Below are 17,217 nucleotides of genomic sequence, written 5' to 3' on the forward strand. Positions count from 1 at the left end.
AAAGCTTAAACCGGCGGCAACTCGCGGATGCGCGAGCCTAGCAGACGGTCATGTAAAAACTGCTGCTCGCGGTCAATCAACGCCCACCACAGCGTTAACCCGGCGGGCAGCAATAACAGCCCTGCCAGCACATACCGCAATACCGCCTGCTGAAAGCTCAGCAACTGCCCCTGCTGATCAACCACTTTCAGCTTCCAGGTCTGGCTGGCCAAGGTTTGCCCGGTCACCACCCAGCAGCGCACAAAATAAGCGCCCATAGCCAGCCATAGCAGCCCTTGCAGGCCCAGCCGCTGCCAGCCTTGACTCGCATCGCCAACCAGCATCAGATACGCTGCCGTCAGCGCCAATGCTAATGCCAGCATTAATAAGGCTTCGTAAATCACCGCCAGATAGCGTTTGATTAAATGTTTCATGTGTCTCCAGATAACAAAAACCCCGCAATCGCGGGGTCAGGCAGAAAAACGCAGGATTATTTTTGATCCCAGCTATCTTCCCACATGCAGTGTCTGATTTTGTGGCGATTCGCAATCAGTTCGTCAATGCTAGGCTCGTCGTTCAATGCGCGCTTCAAGGCCAGCTTGATCGCTTCATAGTTGTTTTTGTAAAGGTCAGCCTTGTCCAGGTTAGCCTCTTTAGCACAGCCCGGGTCAACCCACAGCAAAGCCACGATACACAAATCGTTTACCAGCTCTTTAGGGATGATGCCTTCGATCACCGCATCGGTAATGCCATCAGCCACACCGGCTTGTACCACGCCGCCGAACAATTCAATGTTCAATGAATCTTTCAAGGTCACTTTTGGCACCATCATGGTCGCTGGGCGGACCATCTGGTTAATGTCGCGCACTGCAAACATGGCAGTGTGGCCTTTGGTTTGCGCCATCATGTTGGCAAATGCAGCACCCACTGGGCCATCTACAGAACCAATCAAGATTTCCGGCATCGCGGCGGTTACATCTTTACCTTCAGAAAACACGGTGGCTTCACCGGCTTTAAATACGATTTTTGACATGAGAATTCCTTTGATGTCTGCAAGTTGGAGAAAAACTTAAGGCGTAATTATACCAGTTCAAGTTGCATATCAATATGCAATATATCGGCATCACTGTAAGGCTCGCCACAGATTTCAAAGCCAGCTTGCTGATAAAAGCCAACGGCATGCATTTGCGCTGACAAGCGCGCATGCGTGACATCCAGCTGACGGCAAATTTGGATTGCCTGCATCAACAGCGCCTCACCCACGCCCTGCCCGCGCCATGCAGGCAGCACCGCCATCCGGCCAATATGCCCATCCGGCAACACTCTGGCACAGGCAACCGACTGGCCCTCGAGGCTGGCCAGCAAATGGGTCGCAGTTTCATCTGCGGCATCCCATTCCAGGGCTTCTGGCACTTGTTGCTCGTCGATAAACACACGTTGCCTGATGCTGCGACACTCAGCCCATAACGGATGTTGCACGCCTAAAATATGAATACTGAGCTTGATACGTTGTACTGCCATGCAGGCCCCTTGATAAAGTCTGACGATTGTACCTGTGTTGCAATTGTAGTTGGCCACAGGCATCATACGACCTTTAATTAAAACAGGATTTGAGGAAAAGCTATGTGTCGTTTTCAAACTGCGGCGGCCAGAATTTTACTGGGGCTGGTGTTTTTCGGGGTGGTGATTTTAAAATTGATGGCGATTCTGAATACGCCTGACGGCTATCTGCAATACCAAATGACCTTGGGCCAGTTTGGCTTGCCAGCAGTATTTGCGCCGTTGCTGATCCTGATTCAATTTGTGTTTGGCCTGATGTTGATACTTGGCTTCAAAACCCGCCTGTCAGCCCGTGTATTGGGCTTACTGGCAGCTTTTATGGCTGTGATTCTGGCCCAGGCCTCACTGGATGCGTTCTTTGCTTACATGGGGATTGCCGGAGGCATGTGGTTGCTGAGCATTTATCCTGACACCGCTTGCAGCCTGGATAACCGCAAGTAATACGAGCTATCACCAATAAAAAAGCCGGGACAATCCCGGCTTTTTTATTACAGCAGTTGAAAGTTAGCCCTTGATTTTAATGCCCAGCTGCTTGAGTTTACGGTACAAATGTGTGCGCTCTAGGCCTGAGATTTCAGACAATCGGCTCATATTATTTTTCACCAGACGCATGTGATATTGAAAGTAAAAGCGCTCAAACTCATCACGCGCTTCACGCAATGGCTGGTCCAGGTTCAGCGGCATGTGCTGCTCGGCCGAATCAGTACTTTGACCTTGAAAATTAGCCAGCACACGCTGTACGTCCGCTTGCGTGATGGTGTCAGCCAAACTAGTCATCAGTAGGTTTTGCACCACAGACTCAAGCTCATCCAGATCGCCCGGCCAGTCCGCATTCCGCATGGCATTCAAGGCCGCCACATCAAACGACTTATAGTCAATCTTACTGGCTTCAACCATCAGCGTCGCCATAGCACTCACCAAATCCGGAATATCTTCTTTATGCTCATCCAGACAAGGCACCTTCACCGCAGCCCCAGCCAGTGTTTGCAACAAGGCCTGCTCCAACATGGCCTTTTCAATGAGCTGCGGCAACCCATACTCACTGGCACAAATCACACGCACGCCATACTTGTCAGACTTATTGATCAGCAGACTCAGGCCTTTTTGCTCGGTCTTGCCCAGCTTGGTCACTTCATCGACAAACACCACGCCTTCGCGCGCTTGCTCGAGGATTTCCATCGGAGCGGTGACCAATTTTTCATACTCGGTGAGCGCGACCCAAGGCGTATTGGGCGGGCGCAGGAATTTGGCGCATAAAGGCACGCTGCCGCCTTTTTTGCCAATCAGGAACAAGGTATTTTTATGGCGTGCCAATTGCTCCAGACGCTGTTTGAGCTCCTGAATTACCGCGCTTTTGCCAAAGCTCGACAGGTTCACTTCAGTATGCGCGAGGTGCTCGGTGTGTTTAATGGCAGCACCCACGGTTTTGAGCAGTTTTTGCAGGGCGATCGGCTTCTCGAGAAAATCGAACGCACCCAGGCGGGTGGCCTCAACGGCCGTATCAATCGTGCCATGCCCCGACATCATGATGACAGGCATGGTGAGTAAGCCGGCATTGGCCCACTCTTTGAGCAAACTGATGCCATCGCAATCTGGCATCCAGATATCCAGCAAGACCAGATCCGGGCGCAGTTTGAGACGCTCATCCCTCGCCACTTGTGCGTTCTCAGCTAGACGCACAACATGCCCTTCATCTCGCAAGATGTCGCTCAACAACTCCCTGATGCCTATCTCGTCATCGACCACCAAAATATTACGTGAAGCCATGGTACTTCCTTACACGATGCGCTCAACGCGCCGACGCTGTTGTTGTTTATCTACCGGCAAGCTGATGGTGACGCTGGCGCCCCCTTGTGGCAGATTGTCTATGCGAATCTGTCCACGCTGCTCTTCTATCATTTTTTTCACAATGGCCAACCCCAACCCTGTGCCGTGAGACTTGGTCGTCACATAGGGTTCAAACACCCTCGCCATTACATCGGTTGGGAAACCACTGCCGTTATCGGTCACGGTTAATTTTATACGCTCGCCATCATAATCGGTCAAGACCACAATGTGCGGCTCTGCCACTTGCGTCAGCGCATCCTGCGCATTTTGCAGCAGGTTGTGCAAAATCTGCCGCATCATGGTTGCATCGGCATGAATCTCAGGTAATTGCTCATGCAGAGACAATACCAATTTGACGGCCGACGCGTTATACAAGCGGCTCACATCTCGAATTAAAGCATTTAAATCCAGTTTGACCAACTGCGCGGCGGGCGTTCTGGCGTATTCGCTAAACTCGTTGACCATGTTTTTCATCGCCTGTACCTGATTCACAATGGTGTCGGTCGATTTAAACAGCATCTCAGCGTCTTTGCTATCCAGCTTATCCTGCAACTTAAGCTGCAAGCGCTCGGCTGATAATTGTATCGGTGTCAGCGGGTTTTTGATTTCATGCGCCAACCGTCTGGCCACCTCCGCCCAGGCCGCATCGCGCTGTGCCTGCGCCATGGCGGTGACATCATCAAATACGACCACCAGACCATGCCCGGCACCTTCTGGCAAACGGGTAACACGCAGCATGAGAATTTGCATGCCATGCACGCCGTCAATCTCAATCTGGCTGGTCAGATGCCGTTCATGATGGTCAAACTGTAAGGTATCCTCATAGTGCTGCATGACCAATTCGGTGAGCGGGCTGAGGTATTTATTTTCGACTGCCACTTCGGTAAAAATCTTGTTTTTAAAGCCCACCAGCGAAATCCCCAAAATGTTGGTCGCGGCCAGGTTATACACACGCAGTTCTGCGCGCTCGTTAATGGTCATCACGCCCGAGCTCAAATGCGACAGAATCGCCTCGAGATAAGCGCGCGCAGACTCTACGTGCTGGCGGCTTTGCTCAGACGCGTTTTTCGCCTCCTGTAACTGCCGCGTCATACTGTTAAACGACTTCACCAGCACGCTGAGCTCATCTTTACCAAACGAAGGCAATTGCTGTGAGTAATCGCCACTGGCAATCAGGCGCGTGCCTTCGGCCAGCACGGTGAGCGGTTGCGCCATGCGGCGGCTAAGCGCAAACGCAATGGTCAATGCGCCTAGCATCGACAACAACAGAATCATGGTCAGCGTCAGCATAAAAATGTCTTTTAATGACTGACGGCTGTAAGACAGCGTTTGGTACTCGCGATAAACATCCTGCACCGACTCAGCGGTATTCGACAGCGCTTTGGGCACCGGCTGCATCAACTGCAAAATGCGCAACTCACCCGTAATCCCCAAGGGTTCCACCGGCGTCAGCACCCGCATATACAGGCCCTTGCCAGGAATCGGCTCGATCTTTCCGTAGACGCCACTCCTGGCCTGGCGCAACTGTGGTACCGAAGGCAGCTCAGGCAAAAAACTGCTGGGGTCAGAACTACTCACGGCTAAAATAGCGCCTTGCGCACTGAGCAAGGCCGCATCCTGAATGCCTGCTTTTTCACGTAAATCGTTGATTTGGCTGTAATGAGAACGCGCAGGCTGTAGCGACAGCGACACCGCCATGCTTTGCGCCTTTTCCTTCACATCGCCCAGCATGATATCCAGTGCGCGCTGGCCCAAATTCAGGCCGCCATCCAGCGCAGACTCTACTTTGACGTTAAACCAGGACTCAATCGAACGTGACAGAAAATTGACCGATACCAGGTAGACGATCAAGCCTGGGATAAGCGCCATCAACGCAAACGTCACCAGCAACCTGAAGTTGAGTTTACTGCCAACCTGCTTGGATTTGGTGGTGCGGTAAAGATGGCGTAACTGATAGGCGATGACCCCCAGCAGCAGCAAGGCCAGACCGGCATTGATATAGAGTAAAACTAGATAGTAATCACCGCTGATGGCGGTATTGGCACTCGCCAGCGACAGCAAATAAAGCAGGGCTGCTGCCAGCGCAATAGACAAAATCAGGACATAACGCATAATGCTAGCGCAGTGTTTCCTTCACCCACCAGCTAAAGGTAGGCGTGACCAGTTCCCAGTCACTTTCACCCAACGCATCCAGTTGCAGCGCTTTGGGCAATTTGCTGGTATCCAGATGCATTTTAAGCGCCGCCTGGTAAGGCTGGTTTTTTTCTAGCGTGGCATGCGGCACCAAGCGCCAGTCATGAATCAAACCCAGCTCACGCCTGGCTTCGCTCAGGCTATCAAACACTTTTTGTTGTTGCGGATAATTAAGCAGATATTGCTTGGTCAGCGCATGGTAGTTCAGGGTGACGGCGCGACGCTCAGTCACGACTTCGTCATCAAACCAGTATTTCAGTGGTTTGACAATTTGAAATTCGTACAAAAAAGTCAGCGCAACGCCTTTACTCAATGCTTCTTCCAGCGCACGGCCAAACTGGATATCAATGTCGGCATCCAGTGTCCAAACTTCATCGCGCAACACTAACTCTGCACTGCGGATATGCGCATGATTGCCGCCAGCAAAGGCTAGCCAAGTTGTGAAACTGAGCAACAAGCCCAGCCATAACCAGCGATTAATGTTTTTGCAACAAGGCATAAAACAATCCGTCATGCGCAGCGCTAGGTAACAATTGACCACCAAGCTGATGCTGACACGGTAATGTCGACACATCAAAAGCGACTGGCAACCTTGTCGCGTCGGTGTGCGTGGCTAAAAATTGCTGAATTTGCATTTCGTTTTCTTGTTGGAATATTGAGCAAGTCACGTACAACAATTTACCGCCTTTTGCCAGCATTTGCCACAAATTCGATAAAATTTCCTGCTGTGTCCGGGCAAACGTTGCCAGATCCTGCGGCCTGCGCAACCACTTCATATCGACATGGCGGCGCACAATACCCGAGGCACTACATGGCACATCCGCCAAAATGCGTTCAAACAACTGGCCATCAAACCAGTCCGCCTGCGCAGCATCGCCAGTCACTACTTTGGCTTGCAAACCCAAGCGCTGCAGATTTTCGTGCACACGCCGCAACCGCTCAGGCTCTGCATCCAATGACAGTAATTCAACGTCACTGGTTTCCAATAAATGACAAGTCTTGCCACCAGGCGCACTGCACGCATCGAGGACGCGCATGCCAGGCTGTAAATCCAGCAAGGGCGCAGCCCACTGTGCGCCTGCATCTTGCACACTGACCCAGCCTGCCTCGAAGTGCGGTAGCTTGTGCACAGGCAATGGCTGTTCTAACAAGATCGCCGTCCCGCCCAAATGCCGCGCGGCGATACCAGCACCCTGAAGCCATTGCATATAAGCATCCACATCCGTCTTGCGCACATTCACACGCAAGGTCATGGGCGGGTGGCTATTGCCAATCTCAAGGATGGCTTGCCAATCCTGCGGATATTGCTGTTTCAGGGTATCTATCCACCATTGCGGATAGTTAAATTGCACCTCTTCGCGCGAAGCAATCTGCGGCTGCAAATCGGCACGCTGACGCAAAAAGTTGCGCAACACGGCATTGACCAGGCCTTTTGCCCAGCGCTGCCCGGTTTTACCGGCGGCCTCTACCGCCTGGTTGACCACGGTAAAATCATCATCACTGCTATGCAGCAATTGTGACAACGCCACCAGTAACAAAGCGCTGACGCGCTCATCGCTGACGGGTTTGGGCGTCAACGCCTTGAGATAAGCCGCGGATTCGGCATAAAAGCGTAAGGTGAGATAGCTGTAATCCTGCGCGGCGGCCTGTTGCTGCGGCGTGGCCGCTTTCACCTTGCGCAAGGCTTTGGGCATGGAAACAGTCAGGTTATGTCCGGCCAATACTTCGGCCACCGCATGGGCGGCAATGAGCTGAGCAACTTGCAAGGATGATCTCTAGGCAAAAAAAGCTATTCTACTTGATGCGCCCCGATTGCACAGTGAAAAACGCGCGCAATAAAAAAGGCTTTCCTCAGAAAGCCTTTTTTCAACCATCACGCTAGTTAATATTGATTGGCTAACGCCAGCAAGCGGCGAATACGTTCTTCTGTTTGCGGGTGGGTGCTAAACAAGCCCTTGAGGTCTGCGCCAGACAACGGGTTGATAATCATCATCTGCCCGGTTTCTGGGTGCTGTTCCGCCGTCATGTTAGGAATCTGGTGCGCATAGTTATGGATTTTCTCCAGCGCTGCCGCCAGAGCTTTCGGGTCGCGGCTAATATCAGCGCCCATACGGTCAGCCTCATATTCACGCGAACGCGAAATCGCCATCTGGATCAGCGACGCTGCCAGAGGCGCCAGCACCATAATCAGGATACCGAGCATGGGGTTAGGCCGGTCTTCACCGTCACGGTGACCGCCCCCAAACATCATGCCAAATTGTGCGATCGACGAAATCGCCCCCGCCACTGTGGCGGAAATCGTCGAAATCAAGGTATCGCGGTTTTTAACGTGCGCCAGCTCATGCGCCATCACGCCACGCAACTCGCGTTCGCTTAAAATCTGCATAATGCCGGTGGTCGCTGCCACGGCGGCGTGCTCGGGGTTACGTCCGGTGGCAAATGCATTGGGCTGGCTTTCGTTCATCACAAACACGCGCGGCATCGGCAACTCAGCGCGCTCAGCCAGCTCTTTGACCATGTTGTAATAGTTGCGGAACTGCCCATTACCAAAATTGTTCTCGGCATTGATTTCTACCGCGCCATACATTTTCAGCACGGCCTGATCGCTAAACCAATACGCATAAAAGTTCATGCCGCCTGCCAGCAACAAAGCGATCAACATGCCGCCCTGACCACCCAATGCCCCCCCCACCGCCACAAACAGGGCCGTAATCGCCGCCATCAGCACAAAGGTTTTGGTCCAGTTACCTAACATACATACTCCTCAAAGACATTCAACACTGCTAACCTAATATGCGGTGATGACAAGCGTTTTTCAATGGCTGCGTTTGCGCGCAACGCATTAATAAAATCGATCACCTACCTGCACATGCTGCCCCTGCACAAATTGTTGTGCCGTCTGGCGTTTGCCACCCGGCATTTGCAGTTCGATGATTTCTAACACACCCTCGCCACAAGCGACACGCAGTGGCTGTGTGTCGAGCACCAGGCCAGGCTGGCCTTGACCAGTTGCCGCCTGCGCAAACCACAGTTTGCACACCTGCTCGTTAAACTTGGTCGTCGCCACCGGGAAAGGATTAAACGCCCGCACCTGACGTGACAGCTGTTGGGCAGATTGCGTCCAGTCGATGGCAGATTCGGATTTCTCAAGCTTGTGCGCATACGTCACCAGCGATTCATCCTGCACTTCAGACGCTAATTGGCCAGAGCTTTGCAGGGTATGCATGGCCTCGACCATCAAGCGTGCACCTTCTCGGCTAATCGCATCATGCAAGGTTTGGGTGGTGTCAGCCTCGGTAATGGCAACTGCCCATTTGCTGATCATATTGCCGGCATCCAGCTTGGGCACGACTTCCATAATGGTGACGCCGGTTTCAGCATCGCCTGCCAGAATCGCCCTGTGAATCGGGGCCGCCCCGCGCCAGCGCGGCAGCAATGAGCCATGAATGTTATAACAGCCACGGCTGGGGAGATTGAGCACGGCGGTCGGGATAATCAATCCATAGGCAGCGACAATCATAACATCGGCATTCACCGCAGCGACCTCTGCCTGCACTTCTGCAGGCTTGAGGCTTTCTGGTTGAAACACACGCAAACCGTGTTGCAAAGCCAGTTGTTTGACCGGGCTGGCTTTGAGCTGCATGCCACGGCCAGCGGGGCGATCTGGTTGTGTTAACACCATAACAATCTCATGGCCGGCATCGATCAAGCCCTGCAACGCAGGCACGGCAAACTCCGGGGTTCCGGCATAAATCATTCGCATGCAAATCCCCTGTGACTAATAACTATTGCGTTCGATTTCGCGCGCGTGTTTGACCATTTTGCTGCGGATACGGTTACGTTTGAGCGTTGACAGATATTCCACAAACACCTTACCCTTGAGGTGATCCATCTCGTGCTGGATACACACACTGAGCAGGCCATCGGCATCCAGCTTAAATGTGTTGCCTTGCGCATCCTGCGCCTCTACCGTAATAAATTCGGCTCGCGTCACATTTTCATAGACGCCAGGCACAGACAAACAGCCTTCTTCATAGTCCTGGCTGCCCGCCTGGGCAATGATTTTTGGATTAATCAGCACCAGTAAATCATTTTTTTCTTTGCTCAAATCAATCACAATGAGCTGAATGTGGTGGTCGACCTGTGTCGCTGCCAGGCCGATGCCAGGCGCATCGTACATGGTCTCCGCCATGTCGCTCACCAGCTGCTGCAATGCTGCATCAAACACCTGCACCGGCTTGGCCACCGTGTGCAGACGCGGGTCAGGATATTGCAAAATTGGAAGTAGTGCCATGCTCTACAAATCTTTCCATTCAAATAGTTTGTGGGAAAACAGGGGAAAACGCCCGCTTTTTCACCTTGATAAGAACTTTAAACCCATGCTAGATTGGTCGACATTGCGCAGACGCTGCGCACCGTTGGTGCTGCCCATCCTTTTGTGCTGCATATTACAGAGACGCCACATGACCAAAATTGTTCAAATTATAACCTTGCTTGCGCTGGCTTGTAGCAGCTTGTTGGTGCGGGCGGAAGAAATTCCTTTGCGCCCGCAACATCCCGATCGCCATGTGGTGGCCAAAGGCGACACGCTGTGGGATATCTCGGCTAAATTTCTCAAGAACCCTTGGCAATGGCCGCAAATCTGGCAACTCAATCGTGATCGCATCAAAAATCCGCACTGGATTTATCCTGGTGATGTGATTGTGCTCGACACCAGCAGCGGCAAACCATTGTTAAAACTGGTGCGTGAGTCAGTGACGCTGGAGCCTGGCGTGATTGTGACCCCCATTAAAGGCGATGCGATTCCGGCCATCCAACCGAATACTATCCTGCCATTTTTAACCAAACCCATGCTGATCTCGCCAGAAGACCTGAAAGCGGCGCCAAGAATTATCGCCGCCCAGGAAGAACGCGAAATCTTGAGCCCTGGCACGCATATTTACGTGCAGGGGTTGCCTGAATCCGCCAGAGCAGTATGGGCCATCTACCGCGAAGGCGAGCCGGTCAAAGACCCTGAAAACGGCGACATCCTAGGCAACGAAGCGCATTACCTGGGCGAGGCCAAACTGTTACGCGCGGGCCAGCCTGCGACCTTGACCGTCACCCAGGCCAAAGAAGAAATCGCCGTTAAAGACAAACTGATTGCGCTTGAAGACGAATTGAGCCCGGCCTATATTCCTCATGCACCAGAGTCGAAGATTCAAGGCCAGATTGCACGCGTGAGTGAAGGCATTAACGAAACCGGCTATGGCCGCGTCGTGGTGCTTAACCGTGGCGAAGATCAAGGCGTAGAGCGCGGCCATGTGCTCTCTGTAATGCGCAAAGGCGCCAGCATGGTGGACCCGGAATCGGACCCGAAAAAACCTGTGACCATTCAGCTGCCGGATGAACCGGTCGGCCTGGTCATGGTGTTCAAGACTTTCCCTAAACTGTCTTATGCCTTGGTGATGCAGGCCTCACAACCGATTCATGCCGAAGATGTGGTCAGCACCCCATGAGTGACAAGCGCACGCGTGACGATAACCACTGAACACACTGCCCCCTGGATTGCACTCAGCCTGGTCGACGGGCTGGGTAGCGTCACTTACTGCCAGTTACTGCTCCATTTTAAAACGCCCGAGGCGATTCTGGCGGCGCCCGCGTCAGCATTGCGCGAACTGGTCAGCAAAGAAGTCACGGAGGGTATCCAGCGCGCTATGGATGACCCGCATATCGCGCGCACGCTGGCCTGGCTGGATCAACCCGACAATCACCTAATTACACTGGGCGACCCTTATTATCCGCAGCGACTGCTAGACATTGACCAGCCACCGCCGGTGTTATATGCCAAAGGCAACCTGCAAATGCTCAAGCGCCCCGGCATGGCGATTGTCGGCAGCCGTCATGCCACCCCACAAGGTGAAGCCACCGCCGAAAACTTTGCCGAAAGCCTGTGCCGTGCCGGCTTTGCAGTAGTGAGTGGGTTAGCGCTGGGCATCGATGGCGCAGCACACCGCGGTGCGCTCAAGGCAGATGGCGCCACCATTGCCGTGGTCGGCACTGGCCTGGATATTGTGTATCCGGCCAGACACAAGGCGCTGGCGCACCAGATTGCGCAACACGGGCTGATTCTGTCTGAATATCCTTTAGGCACGCCATCACTCACCCATAATTTCCCAAGGCGCAACCGTATTATCAGTGGCTTATCTGAAGGTTGCCTGGTGGTAGAGGCCAATATCGATAGCGGCTCGTTGATCACAGCCAAACAAGCCATTGAACAAGGGCGCGAAGTCTTTGCGATTCCTGGCTCAATTCATTCGCCGGTGGCCAAAGGCTGCCACGCACTGATCAAGCAAGGCGCAAAGCTGGTCGAATCCACCGAAGACATTTTGAGTGAATTACGGCATATACGCCTGCCCAACCAGGCCTTGGCGATTAGCCCGAACGGGCCATCGCCCGATTGGACTAATTTACCTGCCGAAGCAAGCCCTGTCTTGGTTTGCATGGGATTTGACCCCTTGTTTGCCGAACAGATCGCCGCCCGCTCAGGCTTGACGCCTGAGCAAGTTTCCACCATGCTTACACTACTTGAATTAGAAGGTGTCGTCAGTCATCTTGCCAGCGGTCAGTTCCAGCGACTCGCCTAAAGTCAGACTCAGACGCACCCCAGCCGCGCTGTCTATGCAACAGCGTGTTTGAGGAGACTATAGACATGTTGGAAGTATTGATATTTATTTATCAAAATTACTGGGATAAACATGATGCGTCAGAATTGAAAGAAACTGACGAAACCATCATGGCTTATGAGCTATCTCAGGCTGGATTTAACCATCAGGATATTTTACATGCAGTAGATTGGGTCAAAGATCTGCGCCGCTCGGTGCAACAACCGCAGTATCAGCATGACCAGGCAGCCATCCGTATTTTTTGCGAGATGGAGCGCAACAAGATTAACGACGAAAGCCTTAATTTTCTCACCTTGCTGCAACGCAGTGACATTATCACGGCCTACGAACGCGACCTGATCGTGGACCGCGCCATGGTCTTGCCGCAAGAGACGCTGAGCATGGAAGATATTCGCTGGATCACCATGATGGTGCTGTGGGATGAAACCCGTAAGCAGGACTACTTGTTTGTAGAAGATGCCTTGTTTAACCCGCAAGGTCTGTCGCTGCAGTAAGTATGATGGACGTAAAAAAGCGCGGCCTGATCAGACCGCGCTTTTTTTGTTTTTTGGCGTTATAACTGCCGGATAATCTGGCCGATAATCCCTGCCTGGTTCAGTGTATAAAAATGCATTTTATCCACACCCGCAGCGATCAGCTTGGCACAAATATCAGTCACCACATCGGCACCAAACGCACGCAACGACGGCAGATCGTCACCATAAGCCTCCAAGCGCAGACGCAACCAGCGAGGAATCTCGGCTCCACAGACGTTGGAGAATCGTGCCAACTGGGTGTAATTATAGATAGGCATGATGCCAGGAATAATCGGCGCGGTGACACCCAGCTTTTGCGCAGCCTCCACAAAGCGGAAATAGGCATCCACATTGTAAAAATACTGTGTGATGGCAGAATCGGCCCCCGCATCGATTTTACGTTTGAAATTGTCGAGGTCTTTTTGTGCAGACCCCGCTTCTGGGTGAAACTCAGGGTAAGCCGCCACTTCGAGATGAAACCAGTCGCCGGTTTCAGCGCGGATAAATTGCACCAATTCATTGGCGTATTTAAAGTCGCCCGCACTCACTTCACCTGAAGGAATATCGCCACGCAAGGTGACTAAGCGCTTAATGCCTTTGGCCTGATAGGCTTGCAGCAATTCACGGATTTCTTCTTTACTCGAAGAAATACAGGAAATGTGTGGCGCTGCGCCATACCCCGCGGCCTGAATCTCAAGTACGCTATCCATGGTGCGATCACGCGTAGAACCGCCCGCACCAAACGTCACCGAGAAAAACTCGGGCGAAAAAACCGCCAACTCATCACGCACATTGCGTAAATTAGCCATGCCCTCCGCCGTTTTGGGCGGAAAGAACTCAAAACTGAAAGATGTTTTATGATTCACTTGTTTAATCTTTTCTATGCACTGCTTGGGTCGTATAGACCATCTGAAGGCTTAATCTTTATCATCCAGCACAATCGCACTCAGCACGCCTGAGATCACGCTATACACCAGCGCGCCTATCACACCGATAAGTATGGAGCTGACTGAAAAGCCTTGCAGATAATTGCCCACTGCCCAAAACAGCAAGCCGTTAATCACCAGGATAAACAGGCCTAAGGTAAGTAAGGTGATTGGCAAGGTGAGAATCACCAGCAAAGGTTTAATCAACACGTTGACGAGGCCAATAACCAGGGCCGCCACTAATGCTGCTTTAAAGTTTGCCACATGAATGCCAGGCACCAGATAGGTCACCGCCATTAATGCGACAGCGTTTAACCCCCAAACCACCAGTAACTTCAACATGCTCACTCCTCAGCGTTGATGTGAGGGTGAGTGTACACCGAAACGACCGCCATAACATCTCGCGGTCGTTTCAGCGGTTACACCTGATTAGTATCTGTAATGCTCTGGTTTGTATGGGCCATTCTTGCTCACACCGATGTAAGCCGCTTGCGCGTCTGTCAGCGTGGTCAATTGCGCGTTGAGTTTTTTCAACTGCAAGACCGCCACTTTTTCATCCAGATGCTTAGGCAAGGTATACACGCCTACAGGATATTTGTCGGTTTGCGTAAACAGCTCAATTTGCGCAATAGTCTGGTTAGCAAAGCTGGAGCTCATGACATAGCTCGGGTGACCCGTGCCACAACCCAGATTCACTAAACGGCCTTTGGCCAGCAGGATGATACGTTTGCCATCGGGGAAAATCACATGATCCACTTGTGGCTTGATCTCTTCCCACTGATATTTTTCAATGCCAGCGACGTCGATTTCGTTATCAAAGTGGCCAATGTTACAAACGATGGCCTGGTCTTTCATTTTAGCCATATGGTCATGCGTAATCACATGGTAGTTACCAGTCGCCGTGACGAAAATATCCGCATGCTCAGCGGCGTAATCCATCGTCACCACGCGGTAGCCTTCCATCGCCGCTTGCAGGGCGCAAATCGGGTCAATTTCAGTCACCCACACTTGGGCAGACAAGGCACGCAATGCTTGCGCAGAGCCTTTGCCCACGTCACCGTAACCAGCCACAACAGCCACTTTACCTGCAATCATAACATCGGTTGCACGCTTGATACCGTCAACCAAAGACTCACGGCAACCATATAGGTTGTCGAATTTAGACTTGGTCACAGAGTCATTGACGTTAATGGCCGGGAAAGCCAGCTTGCCCTCTTTGTGCATTTGATACAGTCTATGCACGCCGGTCGTGGTTTCTTCGGTCACGCCTTTAATCGCGGCCAAACGCACTGAGTACCAGTTTGGATCGGTTTTCAGCTTGGCTTTAATGGCGTTAAACAGACAAATTTCTTCTTCTGAGGTCGGATTCGCCACCACGGACAAATCTTTCTCGGCACGGCTACCCAAATGCAACAACAACGTAGCATCGCCACCATCGTCCAGAATCATGTTGGAATAGCCACCATCCGTCCATTCGAAAATGCGGTGGGTGTAATCCCAGTAGTCTTCCAGTGTTTCGCCTTTGACCGCAAATACAGCGGTACCAGTGGCCGCAATCGCCGCCGCCGCATGGTCTTGGGTAGAGAAAATATTACAGGATGCCCAACGCACGTCGGCCCCCAGGTCCTTGAGTGTTTCAATCAACACCGCGGTCTGGATGGTCATGTGCAAAGAGCCGGTAATACGCGCGCCCTTGAGCGGTTGTTGCGCCGCATATTCTTCGCGAATTGCCATCAAACCTGGCATTTCGGTCTCGGCAATCGCAATTTCTTTACGACCCCAAGCAGCCAGGCCCATATCGGCCACAATGTAATCTTTGATATCAGCTACAGCATTCATGTTTCAAATCCTTAAAAAGATGAAAACTGAGCAGGAAAAGTTCTAAGAACCGGTGGAAACGTTTGTTCACCTTTTTCCGTGCTCGCACAGTGAAAAGTGAACGCCGTTGAGATGCTTTGCAGCAAATGCTCTGAGCCTGGGAGTCATGTGACCCTCGCAGCGTTCCTCAGAAGTCGTGAATTATACGCCAACCCGTGTATTTTACAAAAAAGCCATCGAACCCAAGCGTGAAACAGCGACCTAAATCCCTCGCAAATACATCTTCTGCGGCGATAAAACCGTATTCTTCAAACTGACACGATTACACCTTGCTGCTCTGCAAAATCATTGTCACATGCCTGTGGCATGATCAACTCACGGTAATACATAGACAACCAATATCAGGAAAGGTGCTCGAATGACAATGTATCAAGTGATGGACGAAGAAAATCATTGCATCGCAACCTTTCATCATTTTCAGGAAGCGATTTATACCGCACAAGATTTCACCCTGTGGGATGATGAACATTACTACCATGTGGAAGAGCTAGACATGGCAGTGGCATAAGCGATTGCATACTCGATTTCAACAAAAAAGCGCCCGCTTGGGCGCTTTTTTGTTGACTAACTTTTATTTATTATCTTGCGACTTAAGGCAAGCTCTTCATGGCAACCGTCAGCGCTTCAGCCACTTCCGCATCCAGTTGTTTCAAAGCATCGACACTGGCCATCGCTTCACCATGGTTGCCACTGGCTTCCGCAATCATGCCCAGATAGTAAAACGCCTGGCTATGTTGATCGTTCATGCTCAGCACGCGGTGCAAGTGCTGCTCTGCCATGGTTAAGTCTTTGGTTTCATATTCAGCCGCTGCCAGGTAAAACCAGGCTTCGGTGTTTTGTGGCTCTTTTGCTGTCCATTGTTCAGCAATCACTTTCAGGCCTTGCCAGTCCTTGTGCAGATAAGGAAACACTACCTTCATGAAATATGGCCATTGGGCGGCAGGTTTACCCCAAAAAGGCAACTCACTTTTCACCACAATCGGGCCAGCGGGTTTGCTGATCAGGGCTTGCACCCAGTCGACGGACATGTAGTAGTAATACGCATCTTTGCCTGGGCTCTTGAGGGTAATCAATCCCACCAGCGCGCCGCTGTCATCAAACAGGCCACCACCGCTAGCCCCTTGTCTAAAGCTGCTGGTCGCCCGCACAATCACAGAATCATCCATGGTAAACAGACCCTTCACTACGCCGCTGGTGCTCACTGGCGCAGCGACAAAGCTAGGGTAACCGATGGTGAACACAGGTTGTTCATACTTGAGTTCGCGGCTGGATTTCATGGTCACCGGGGACAGAGGCAAATCTTCCATTTGCAACATGCACACATCATGCTCCCAGTCAGCCTTTACGCCAACCGCATGATAGGCTGCGCCGCCACTGACGACGCTGATACTACTGGCATTAGAGACCACGTGGCAGTTAGTCACCACTTGGTTTTCGGCGACAACCACACCTGAACCCAAGCCATATTGACCGTTTTTCAAACCGACTTGCACGCGCAGCACGCGACTGTTTAAATCATGTACCAGTGCTTCTGCTGGTTCTGCCATGAGCGATGCGCTCATGCAGCCTAACCATAATCCGATCAATAATTTTGTCATGTCGTGCTCCAATCTATGGCGGCAAGTGGGAGGTGTTATCCGCTTGCCGGTAATTCGCTGGAAAACCTGTCAGGTT

Annotated in this window: 19 protein-coding genes and 1 riboswitch; of the genes, 5 read left to right on the forward strand and 14 right to left on the reverse strand. The window is 52.0% G+C overall.

Annotated elements, in window-relative coordinates; genetic code table 11:
• Positions 1-5: 5 nt before the first annotated feature.
• Genes E6Q52_RS11460 through E6Q52_RS11470 form a run of 3 tightly spaced genes read right to left on the reverse strand, consistent with a single transcriptional unit; the run spans position 6 to position 1,500 of the window.
• Positions 6-413, reverse strand: a complete 408-nt coding sequence (locus tag E6Q52_RS11460; protein WP_292822140.1) for an RDD family protein — start codon at positions 411-413, stop codon at positions 6-8.
• A 56-nt stretch (positions 414-469) separates the two neighbouring features.
• The gene (gene fae, locus E6Q52_RS11465) at positions 470-1,012 is read right to left on the reverse strand and encodes a formaldehyde-activating enzyme (protein ID WP_194740303.1); all 543 of its coding nucleotides are present in this window, start codon (positions 1,010-1,012) and stop codon (positions 470-472) included.
• 47 nt (positions 1,013-1,059) lie between these two features.
• Positions 1,060-1,500, reverse strand: a complete 441-nt coding sequence (locus E6Q52_RS11470) for a GNAT family N-acetyltransferase (protein ID WP_292822142.1) — start codon at positions 1,498-1,500, stop codon at positions 1,060-1,062.
• A gap of 102 nt (positions 1,501-1,602) precedes the next feature.
• On the opposite strand from E6Q52_RS11470, the gene E6Q52_RS11475 reads away from it, so the two are divergent.
• Positions 1,603-1,980, forward strand: a complete 378-nt coding sequence (locus E6Q52_RS11475) for a DoxX family protein (RefSeq protein WP_292822144.1) — start codon at positions 1,603-1,605, stop codon at positions 1,978-1,980.
• Positions 1,981-2,043: 63 nt separating this feature from the next.
• Here the strand turns inward: E6Q52_RS11475 and E6Q52_RS11480 are convergent, their stop codons facing one another.
• The 7 genes from E6Q52_RS11480 to def all read right to left on the reverse strand — a co-directional run bounded on the left by E6Q52_RS11480 (position 2,044) and on the right by def (position 9,853).
• The gene (locus E6Q52_RS11480; protein ID WP_292822146.1) at positions 2,044-3,306 is read right to left on the reverse strand and encodes a response regulator; all 1,263 of its coding nucleotides are present in this window, start codon (positions 3,304-3,306) and stop codon (positions 2,044-2,046) included.
• Between the two features lie 9 nt (positions 3,307-3,315).
• Positions 3,316-5,478: an ATP-binding protein gene (locus E6Q52_RS11485; RefSeq protein ID WP_292822148.1), complete on the reverse strand. Its 2,163-nt coding sequence runs from the start codon at positions 5,476-5,478 to the stop codon at positions 3,316-3,318.
• Between the two features lie 4 nt (positions 5,479-5,482).
• Entirely contained in the window at positions 5,483-6,058 is a 576-nt protein-coding gene (locus tag E6Q52_RS11490) for a DUF4390 domain-containing protein (protein ID WP_292822150.1), read from the reverse strand.
• Positions 6,036-7,325: a 16S rRNA (cytosine(967)-C(5))-methyltransferase RsmB gene (gene rsmB / locus E6Q52_RS11495; protein WP_292822152.1), complete on the reverse strand. Its 1,290-nt coding sequence runs from the start codon at positions 7,323-7,325 to the stop codon at positions 6,036-6,038. The genes E6Q52_RS11490 and rsmB overlap by 23 nt, the downstream gene beginning before the upstream one ends.
• Positions 7,326-7,441: 116 nt before the next feature.
• Positions 7,442-8,314, reverse strand: coding sequence for a zinc metalloprotease HtpX (gene htpX / locus E6Q52_RS11500; RefSeq protein ID WP_292822154.1), 873 nt, complete (start codon positions 8,312-8,314; stop codon positions 7,442-7,444).
• Between the two features lie 87 nt (positions 8,315-8,401).
• On the reverse strand, positions 8,402-9,322 hold the full coding sequence (gene fmt, locus E6Q52_RS11505) for a methionyl-tRNA formyltransferase (protein WP_292822156.1): 921 nt from the start codon (positions 9,320-9,322) through the stop codon (positions 8,402-8,404).
• A 15-nt stretch (positions 9,323-9,337) separates the two neighbouring features.
• A complete protein-coding gene (def, locus tag E6Q52_RS11510) occupies positions 9,338-9,853 on the reverse strand; it encodes a peptide deformylase (protein WP_292822158.1) in 516 nt (171 codons plus the stop codon).
• Between the two features lie 169 nt (positions 9,854-10,022).
• Here def and E6Q52_RS11515 point away from each other — a divergent pair, with 169 nt between their 5' ends.
• The 3 genes from E6Q52_RS11515 to E6Q52_RS11525 all read left to right on the forward strand — a co-directional run bounded on the left by E6Q52_RS11515 (position 10,023) and on the right by E6Q52_RS11525 (position 12,718).
• Complete coding sequence (locus tag E6Q52_RS11515; RefSeq protein ID WP_292822160.1) at positions 10,023-11,057, forward strand: LysM peptidoglycan-binding domain-containing protein; 1,035 nt, start codon at positions 10,023-10,025, stop codon at positions 11,055-11,057.
• Positions 11,058-11,072: 15 nt separating this feature from the next.
• Positions 11,073-12,185, forward strand: a complete 1,113-nt coding sequence (gene dprA, locus E6Q52_RS11520) for a DNA-processing protein DprA (RefSeq protein ID WP_292822162.1) — start codon at positions 11,073-11,075, stop codon at positions 12,183-12,185.
• Between the two features lie 65 nt (positions 12,186-12,250).
• On the forward strand, positions 12,251-12,718 hold the full coding sequence (locus tag E6Q52_RS11525; RefSeq protein ID WP_292822164.1) for a DUF494 family protein: 468 nt from the start codon (positions 12,251-12,253) through the stop codon (positions 12,716-12,718).
• 59 nt (positions 12,719-12,777) lie between these two features.
• On the opposite strand, the gene metF is transcribed toward E6Q52_RS11525, so the two are convergent.
• From metF to ahcY, 3 genes are all read right to left on the reverse strand, one after another.
• Complete coding sequence (gene metF, locus E6Q52_RS11530) at positions 12,778-13,605, reverse strand: methylenetetrahydrofolate reductase [NAD(P)H] (protein WP_292822166.1); 828 nt, start codon at positions 13,603-13,605, stop codon at positions 12,778-12,780.
• 51 nt (positions 13,606-13,656) lie between these two features.
• Positions 13,657-14,007, reverse strand: a complete 351-nt coding sequence (locus tag E6Q52_RS11535) for a phage holin family protein (protein ID WP_292822168.1) — start codon at positions 14,005-14,007, stop codon at positions 13,657-13,659.
• Between the two features lie 87 nt (positions 14,008-14,094).
• Positions 14,095-15,504 (reverse strand): adenosylhomocysteinase, encoded by a 1,410-nt coding sequence (gene ahcY, locus E6Q52_RS11540; RefSeq protein WP_292822170.1) that lies wholly within the window; start codon positions 15,502-15,504, stop codon positions 14,095-14,097.
• Positions 15,505-15,595: 91 nt separating this feature from the next.
• A riboswitch (S-adenosyl-L-homocysteine riboswitch) is annotated at positions 15,596-15,678 on the reverse strand.
• Positions 15,679-15,901: 223 nt separating this feature from the next.
• On the opposite strand from ahcY, the gene E6Q52_RS11545 reads away from it, so the two are divergent.
• Positions 15,902-16,051: a hypothetical protein gene (locus tag E6Q52_RS11545; RefSeq protein WP_154650038.1), complete on the forward strand. Its 150-nt coding sequence runs from the start codon at positions 15,902-15,904 to the stop codon at positions 16,049-16,051.
• Positions 16,052-16,133: 82 nt separating this feature from the next.
• Here the strand turns inward: E6Q52_RS11545 and E6Q52_RS11550 are convergent, their stop codons facing one another.
• A complete protein-coding gene (locus E6Q52_RS11550; protein WP_292822172.1) occupies positions 16,134-17,141 on the reverse strand; it encodes a trypsin-like peptidase domain-containing protein in 1,008 nt (335 codons plus the stop codon).
• Between the last annotated feature and the right edge of the window lie 76 nt (positions 17,142-17,217).

It is taken from the genome of Methylophilus sp. (assembly GCF_008015755.1).
Lineage (GTDB): Bacteria > Pseudomonadota > Gammaproteobacteria > Burkholderiales > Methylophilaceae > Methylophilus.